Source organism: Cypionkella psychrotolerans, assembly GCF_001294535.1.
Lineage (GTDB): Bacteria > Pseudomonadota > Alphaproteobacteria > Rhodobacterales > Rhodobacteraceae > Cypionkella > Cypionkella psychrotolerans.
This window is the reverse complement of record NZ_LGIC01000036.1, coordinates 19,934-27,130: the sequence shown is the minus strand read 5'-3', so window position 1 is coordinate 27,130 and position 7,197 is coordinate 19,934. Positions and strand designations below refer to the sequence as shown.

Sequence of the window (7,197 nt, the reverse complement as noted above, 5' to 3'; positions counted from 1 at the left end):
CTTCTGCTGACTGCAGGCGTCTATTCGGGCACAGCCGATGGCAAAGTCGGCCCGCTGACCGTGGCGGCAGTGAAGGCATTTCAGCGCGCGCGCGGTATGGTGCTGGACGGCTACCCGAGCCTGGAGATTCTGCAAGCCCTGCGTTGACCCGAACCGGGGTGCCGCCTCGGGGCCCATCGAGGGCCCGCTCGGCGGCGCTGCCGGGGGAGGGCTGCCCAGCGGTGCGCCGGCGGGCAGGTTGCATTTGAGTATTTGCAAAAGAGCAATGCAAAGATCGCGCCCCGGCCACGCGGCACCGATCCGATCCGCTGGAAGCTATGCAGGCGGGCCGGGGCGACTTGCTCTTTACGGTCATCGGGACTCCTCCCTGTACCGTGGAGATAAATTCGCAGGTTTGGGTTAACGCTTCGCTAACGGGATTTGCTCTTTGACAAATACTCAAATGCAACGCCACAGCCCGCGCCCGGCCTCCCATCCATTCCCCGGCAGCGCCGCCGAGCGGGCCCTCGATGGGCCCCGAGGCGGCACCCCGGTTCGGGTCAACGCAGGGCTTGCAGAATCTCCAGGCTCGGGTAGCCGTCCAGCACCATACCGCGCGCGCGCTGAAATGCCTTCACTGCCGCCACGGTCAGCGGGCCGACTTTGCCATCGGCTGTGCCCGAATAGACGCCTGCAGTCAGCAGAAGCGACTGCATTTCTTTGCGCTCACCCAGCGTCAGGGCGCGCAGATCGCGCGGCCAGCTGGCTTTGAACGCAGCACCGCCTGCGATGCGGTCGGCGAGATGGCCGACGGCGATCACGTAAGCATCGGCTTTGTTATAGGCCTCAATCGCGGCGAAATTGTCGTAGACCAGAAACGCCGGGCCGCGTGCGCCTGCGGGCAACAGCAGCGAGGCCCAGCCGGAGGCGGGCAGGCGTGTTGCATCGGGTAAGGTCACGCCCAGTTCCGCCCAAATGCTCAATGGTTTTTGCGTGCGGTCCCCGGCCAGGCCATAGTCAAAGCCTGTGGGCAAGCGGACCTCATCGCCCCAGCGTCCGCCCTTCTTCCAGCCTGCGTTGGCGAGGTAGGCGGCGGTGGAGGCCAAGGCATCTGCCGGATCATCGCTCCAGACATCCGCCTTGCCCGACCCGTCAAATTTCACTGCCAGTTTCAGATAGGACGAGGGCATGAATTGGGTATGCCCCATCGCCCCGGCCCAAGACCCGAGCATCGCGCTAGGTTTGACCACACCCGACTGCAGGATTTGCAGGGCCGCGATCAGCTCAGCCTCAAAAAACGCCCCGCGCCTTGTGTCATAAGCCAGCGTCGCCAAAGCGCTGGGCGTGTCGATGTCGCCGCGCACCAAGCCATAGGCAGATTCCAGCCCCCAGATCGCCAGAACCACATGTTTATCAACGCCATAGCGCGCTTCGATCTGATCGAGCAGCGGGCCATGCGCTTTCAACGCCTTTTGCCCTGCCACAATGCGATCTTCCGATACCGCTTTGTCGAGGTAATCCCAGATTGTCTTGGTGAATTCATCTTGCTTGCGGTCGCGCTCGATCACATTTGGCAGAAAATGCACCCCTGCCATCGCGCTCTCAAACGTCACCGCAGAAATCCCCGCAGCCAGCGCCCGGCCGCGAAACCCGGCGATCCATGCCTGCAATCCGGCCTCGCTGCCATTCTCGATCACGTCGCTTGCCCCTGCACTTGCCGCCGAATCCACAGATTCCTCCGTCATATCCTGCGCAGTGGCACCTGTTGAGCCGAAAGCAAGCACCAGCACTACAATGCGGAAATATCGGATCAACGGGGCACCTATTTTGCGTGACCGCCAGAGTACTGGCGGCCACAGCGGGCGCAAGCACCCTTTCCGCTTAAGCCGCGATACGGCCGTCCGCGCGTAGATCTTGGCGCAGCGCCAGCAGCTCGTGCATCAGGCTGGCATTCTGCCGCTCCATCCGGCGCAGGTTGTCCTGCATTTCTTCGATGGTGCGATTGCCGGTGTTTTGCAGCAGGAACACCATCAGAAAGGTGGAGATTGTGGTGCCCGTATTGATGATCAGCTGCCAGGTGTCCGAGTAACCGAACAGCGGCCCGGTCACCGCCCAAAGGGCGACAACCAGAAACGCCGCCATGAAGGCGTAGGGGCTGCCAAGCCCAGCGGAAATCCATTCGGACAGGATTTCAAAGCGATTGGTGAGGTAGGTTTTCATAGTGATCTCCTTCAGACAGCCGTTTCCGGCCGTCCGTCAAAGGATCACATGATCCCCGAGGAACGGGCCCGAAACGGCAAATGCGGTCGACTGCGACTTGACATGGGGTTGAGGTTCCTGGGTTTCACAACGCAAAGGGTTGCAGGACCGCGATAGGCCGAAGCGGCCTGCGGGTCAATTCACAAAAGATTGCACTTTGGCGTTTTATTGAGGCGCTGGGAAGGTTTACCGCCGCTTGCGTACGATCTTGCGTTTGGTTGCGGCATCCTTGGCGGCAAACTTGCCCGGTTTGCGCGGCTGATAGCGCCCCGGTTTCGCGCGGCCTGTCGGCAAGGTGGCACCTTCGATGTTCAACAGGTCCAGCACGATGCCCCCGGTCATCGGCGTGGCTTCCGCCAGCCGCACCGTCACCCGCAGGCCGATGCCGATTTCGATCCCGCTATCCGACCCGATCAGCATCTGCCGATCCTGATCATAATGGAAATACTCGCGCCCGACCGAGCGGATCGGCACCAGCCCATCGGCCCCGGTCTCATCCAGCTTCACGAACAGGCCAAAGCGCTGCACACCAGAAATCCGGCCCGCAAATTCATTGCCGACCCGTTCCGACAGAAAGGCCGCAAGGTAGCGGTCATTGGTATCGCGTTCGGCGACCATCGAGCGGCGCTCGGTGTCGGAAATCAGCTTGGCGGTTTCGTCAAGGTTTTCGATATCCCAGACCGACAGCCCGTCATCGCCCCAGCCATGCGCCGAAATCAGCGCCCGATGCACGATCAGATCGGAATAGCGCCGGATCGGCGAGGTGAAATGCGCGTAGTTGCGCAGGGCCAGCCCAAAATGCCCGAAGTTCGCCGCATTATAATAGGCTTGCGTCATCGAGCGCAGGGTGGAGATGTTCATCAACTCGTCAAATTCGGTGTCCTGCGCTTGCGCCAGCAACCGATTGAGATGTGCGGTTTTCAGCACCTGCCCCTTGGCCAACGTAAACCCCGACGCCTCGGCTACTTCGCGCAAGACCTCCAGCTTATCTGGCGAGGGTTCTTCATGCACCCGGAACAGCAAAGGCCGTTTCAGGCGCACCAATTCCTCTGCCGCCGAGACATTGGCGAGGATCATACATTCCTCGATCAGCTTATGCGCATCGAAGCGCGGTTTGAAGGCAACCGACGTAACCTTGCCCTCATCCGACAGTTCAATCTTGCGCTCGGGCAGTTCCAAATCCAGCGGTTGCCGCAACGCGCGGGCCTTTTTCAACGCCGCATAGGCCGCGTAAAGCGTGGTCAGCACCGGCAGCAAAAGCGCCGTCGCCGTATCCGCCCGCCCGTCAATCGCATCCTGCACCTGCCCGTAATGCAACGAGCCTTGCGAGCGCATCAGGCCACGGGTGAAGCGGTGGCTCAGCTTTTGGCCATGCGCGTCAATCCGCATCTGCACGGCCAAACACGCCCGATCCACATGCTCGTGCAACGAACACAAATCGCCCGACAGCAGATCCGGCAGCATCGGCACCACGCGGTCGGGGAAATAGGTCGAGTTGCCACGCTTGCGGGCCTCCCGGTCCAGCGCCGAGTTTGGCCGGACGTAATTGGCCACATCTGCAATCGCCACCCAGATGAAAAAACCGCCCGCGTTCTTCGGATCGGAATCGGCCTCGGCATAAACCGCATCGTCGCGGTCGCGGGCATCAATCGGGTCGATGGTCAGCAACGGCAGGCCGCGCAGGTCTTCGCGTTTGCCCAAAGGCGCAGGCTGCGCCGCATCGGCCTCGGCAATCACCGCATCGGGGAATTGATCGGGGATGCCATGCTGGTGAATGGCGATCAGGCTGACCGCGCGCGGGCCGTTTGGATCGCCCAAGCGGGCGGTGATGCGGGCTTGCGGCAGGCCAAGCCGCTTCGGCCCCACCTGCTCTGCCTCAACCAACTCACCATCGCGGGCATCGAAGGTATGATCGCGCGCGACCTTCCATTCCTTATCAACGCCTTTATCGACCGGAATAATCCGCCCGCCCTCGGCATTGCTACGGAAAACCCCTAGCAGTTTCAAAGGGTTTGACCCCAAAGCCCGGATCAACCGCGCCTGATAGCCGTAATCCTGCCCGCCCACAGGCGTCAGCCGCGCGAGGATCTTCATCCCCCCCGCCAAAGCCACATCGCCCTTCTGCGGCATGATCAAAATACGCGGCGGGGTGTCGGTTGCATCGGCTTCCAACGGCTGCGCAAACAGATCGCCGTTGCTATCCGGCGGCAGTACCAGCAGCACCGACACCGGCGGCAGAGCGCCGGGTTCGCGGTAGCTGCGGGCCTTTTTCTCGATGCCGCCCTCGGCTTCGAGTTCCTTCAGCATCCGCTTCAGATCAATCCGCGCATCGCCTTTGATGCCAAAGGCCTTGGCAAGGTCGCGCTTTCCGGTCAGGCCGGGGTTCTCGGTGATCCATTGGCGGATCTGGTCTTTTGTGGGCAAGTTGTTCATCCCTTGCCCCTAGCACGAGAAGGCCCGCACCGAAAGACCGCCGTTATGCCACAGCCCGCGCTCCGGCAGCTTTGCCCGCCCAGCGCCCGGTTGCCGCCACGCCGGTCAGCAGATAGCCCCCGGTTGGCGCCTCCCAATCCAGCATTTCGCCGCAGACGAACATGCCGGGAATGGCTTTGAGTTCCAGGCCCTCCGTCACAGCCGATTGCTTGACACCGCCCGCCACCGAAATCGCCTCATCCAACGGACGCGGGCCAGCCAGCTTGAACGGCAGGGATTTGACGGCGGCGACCGTCTCCAGCCCCCGGCCAAATTCCATCACCAAGCCAACCGCCGCAGGCGACAGCCCCAATTTGCGCAAACGGTTCGCCAAGGTTTCGCCGGGTTTCATCCGCGACAGCCGCGCCGCAATCTCATCGCCCGAGACATCTGCCATCAGATCCAACCGCAAGGCCGCGCCCTCACGCAACGCCCGAGACACCGCATAAACCCCGCCGCCCTCAATCCCCTTGGCCGAAATCACAAACTCCCCCCGCTCGCGCTGATCGCCAACGACCAAAGCCGCCCCCTTGATCGCGGTACCGAAGAATTTCGCCATATGCGGCGTCCAATCCACCGCAAAACCCATGTTCGCAGGCTGCCACGGCGCGATTTCCACACCCTTCGCGGCCAACCACGGCACCCAAGCCGCGTCCGACCCCAGCCGTGCCCAACTTGCACCACCCAAGGCCAAAACCGTCACCGCAGGCCGCAACACCTGCGCGCCCTCCGGCGTCTCAAACGCCAGACCATCGCCGTCAAACCCAGCCCAGCGCCAGCGCGAACGCAATTCCACCCCTGCGCCCTCCAGCCGCTTCAACCATGCCCGAAGTACAGGCGAGGCTTTCACTGACCGAGGGAAAACCCGCCCGGTTGATCCCGTAAACACCTCTTGCCCCAAAGCCCGCGCCCAGATGATCATCTCACGCGGGCCAAATTCGGCCAGCATCGGGCGCAGCCATTCATTGCGATATTCGGCGATAAAGCTGCTGCGGTCCTCGTCCTTGGTGATGTTCAACCCCGACTTGCCCGCCATCAGAAACTTGCGCGCGGGGCTGGGTTTGGCCTCACAGACCACCACCTTATGCCCCGCCCGCGCGAGTTCCTCTGCCGCCATCAGACCCGCAGGGCCAGCGCCAATCACCAAAGCATCCATCAGATCATTCCTTTGGGCATCGCGCCCTTAATTTCCACGACGCGGTGCGGGTAAGGCATCGCAATCCCCTCGGCTTTCAACGCGTTCCAGATCGCGAACAGTACCACCGAGCCGTATTTGTTCTTACCGTCGTCAATGCCGTTGACCCAGTATTCCACCGCGAAATCGACGCTGCTTTCGCCAAAGGCCCGCAACTCGCAATCCGGTCCATCGGGTTGCTGCAACACAAAGTCCAACGCCGCCACAGCCACCTCAATCACCGCAGGCACCTTATTAATATCGGTGTCATAGCCCACCGAGAACAAAGCCTCATAGCGGTTGGCACTGCCCGCATCCGAGTAGTTCACCACCCGCGTGGTGACAAAATGCTCATTCGGCACCACGATCCATTTGCCGTCAAAGGTCTCCAACACACAAGCCCGCGCGGTCATCTTGACGATGGTACCCTTCTCGCCGCCATCGAGTTCAACATAATCGCCGACCGTGGTCTGGCCTTCGATCAGCAGGATAATCCCTGACACAAAATTCGCCGCGATCTGCTGCAAGCCCAGCCCGATGCCGACACCCAAAGCACCGCCGAGCAAAGCCACAGCGGTCAGATCAATCCCCATGATGCTCATCAGCAGCAGGAAGGCCGCGCCAAAAATCACCACCTCGGTCGCCTTCACCGCCAACTCACGGGTGGCGGGGCGCAGTTCTTCCTGCTTTTTGATGTAATCGGCGGATTGGCGGTTCGACCAAGACCCCAGCCAGAACAACAACCCACCGGCAATCAGACCCCGGATCAGCGCCATCACCGAAAACCGGATATTGCCCAGCGCGATGATGGTTTCTTCCAAGCGCAGCGAAATGTCATCCAGCAGGCCAACCGCATAAAGCGCGGCCACCGGCACCAGCACATATTTGCCCAACAGCTTCAGGAACGGATCGCGCAAAACCTGTTGCACGAACAACCGCGCGGCCAGAAAGAAAAACACCCGCTTGCCGAGGGCAATCACATCGCCCGAGCCGAAGATTGAGCGCGTGACTTCCTCACCCGCTGCGGTAAAGCCATAGGCCAGCATCGGCATCAGCAGCGGCAGGAACCGCAGGGCAAAGCGCAGGATGGTGGCGATCAGCGTGTCTGCGTCACCGGGATCCAGCATCCGCCGCGCCAAAGGAGCGATGCGGCGCGAGGCATAGACCGCCGCGAACACCGCCAGCGCTAATAGCGCAAACTGCGACCATGCAGCGGGCGACAGCAGCCAGCCTTGGGCGACATCGCTGGCCTGATTAAGCCAGCTCATCAGCTTGGTGACGAATTCCGACTGCTTTTCCATACCGGGGCCCCG

Annotated in this window: 6 protein-coding genes; 1 reads left to right on the top strand and 5 read right to left on the bottom strand. The window is 61.7% G+C overall.

The genetic code is table 11. From position 1 onward, the window contains the following. The first annotated feature begins 3 nt into the window (after positions 1-3). Entirely contained in the window at positions 4-147 is a 144-nt protein-coding gene (locus AKV04_RS27525) for a peptidoglycan-binding domain-containing protein (RefSeq protein WP_082351566.1), read from the top strand. A 392-nt stretch (positions 148-539) separates the two neighbouring features. Here AKV04_RS27525 and AKV04_RS08550 read toward each other — a convergent pair whose 3' ends face one another. From AKV04_RS08550 to AKV04_RS08530, 5 genes are all read right to left on the bottom strand, one after another. Beyond that, positions 540-1,790, bottom strand: coding sequence for a lytic murein transglycosylase (locus AKV04_RS08550; protein ID WP_407638411.1), 1,251 nt, complete (start codon positions 1,788-1,790; stop codon positions 540-542). A 70-nt stretch (positions 1,791-1,860) separates the two neighbouring features. Then, positions 1,861-2,199, bottom strand: a complete 339-nt coding sequence (locus tag AKV04_RS08545; RefSeq protein ID WP_054006036.1) for a low affinity iron permease family protein — start codon at positions 2,197-2,199, stop codon at positions 1,861-1,863. Positions 2,200-2,424: 225 nt separating this feature from the next. Continuing rightward, entirely contained in the window at positions 2,425-4,671 is a 2,247-nt protein-coding gene (gene rnr, locus AKV04_RS08540; protein WP_054006035.1) for a ribonuclease R, read from the bottom strand. A gap of 43 nt (positions 4,672-4,714) precedes the next feature. Beyond that, on the bottom strand, positions 4,715-5,866 hold the full coding sequence (locus tag AKV04_RS08535) for a TIGR03862 family flavoprotein (RefSeq protein WP_054006034.1): 1,152 nt from the start codon (positions 5,864-5,866) through the stop codon (positions 4,715-4,717). Then, positions 5,866-7,185 carry a mechanosensitive ion channel family protein gene (locus AKV04_RS08530; RefSeq protein WP_054006033.1) on the bottom strand — a complete coding sequence of 440 codons (1,320 nt, stop codon included), beginning with the start codon at positions 7,183-7,185 and terminating at the stop codon, positions 5,866-5,868. Before AKV04_RS08530 ends, AKV04_RS08535 begins: the two co-directional genes overlap by 1 nt. Between the last annotated feature and the right edge of the window lie 12 nt (positions 7,186-7,197).

Coding starts and splice junctions, on each gene's coding strand:
- AKV04_RS08530 (WP_054006033.1), bottom strand. CDS start 7,185: ATGGAAAAGCAGTCGGAATTCGTCACCAAGCTGATGAGCTGGCTTAAT.
- AKV04_RS08535 (WP_054006034.1), bottom strand. CDS start 5,866: ATGGATGCTTTGGTGATTGGCGCTGGCCCTGCGGGTCTGATGGCGGCA.
- AKV04_RS08545 (WP_054006036.1), bottom strand. CDS start 2,199: ATGAAAACCTACCTCACCAATCGCTTTGAAATCCTGTCCGAATGGATT.
- rnr (WP_054006035.1), bottom strand. CDS start 4,671: ATGAACAACTTGCCCACAAAAGACCAGATCCGCCAATGGATCACCGAG.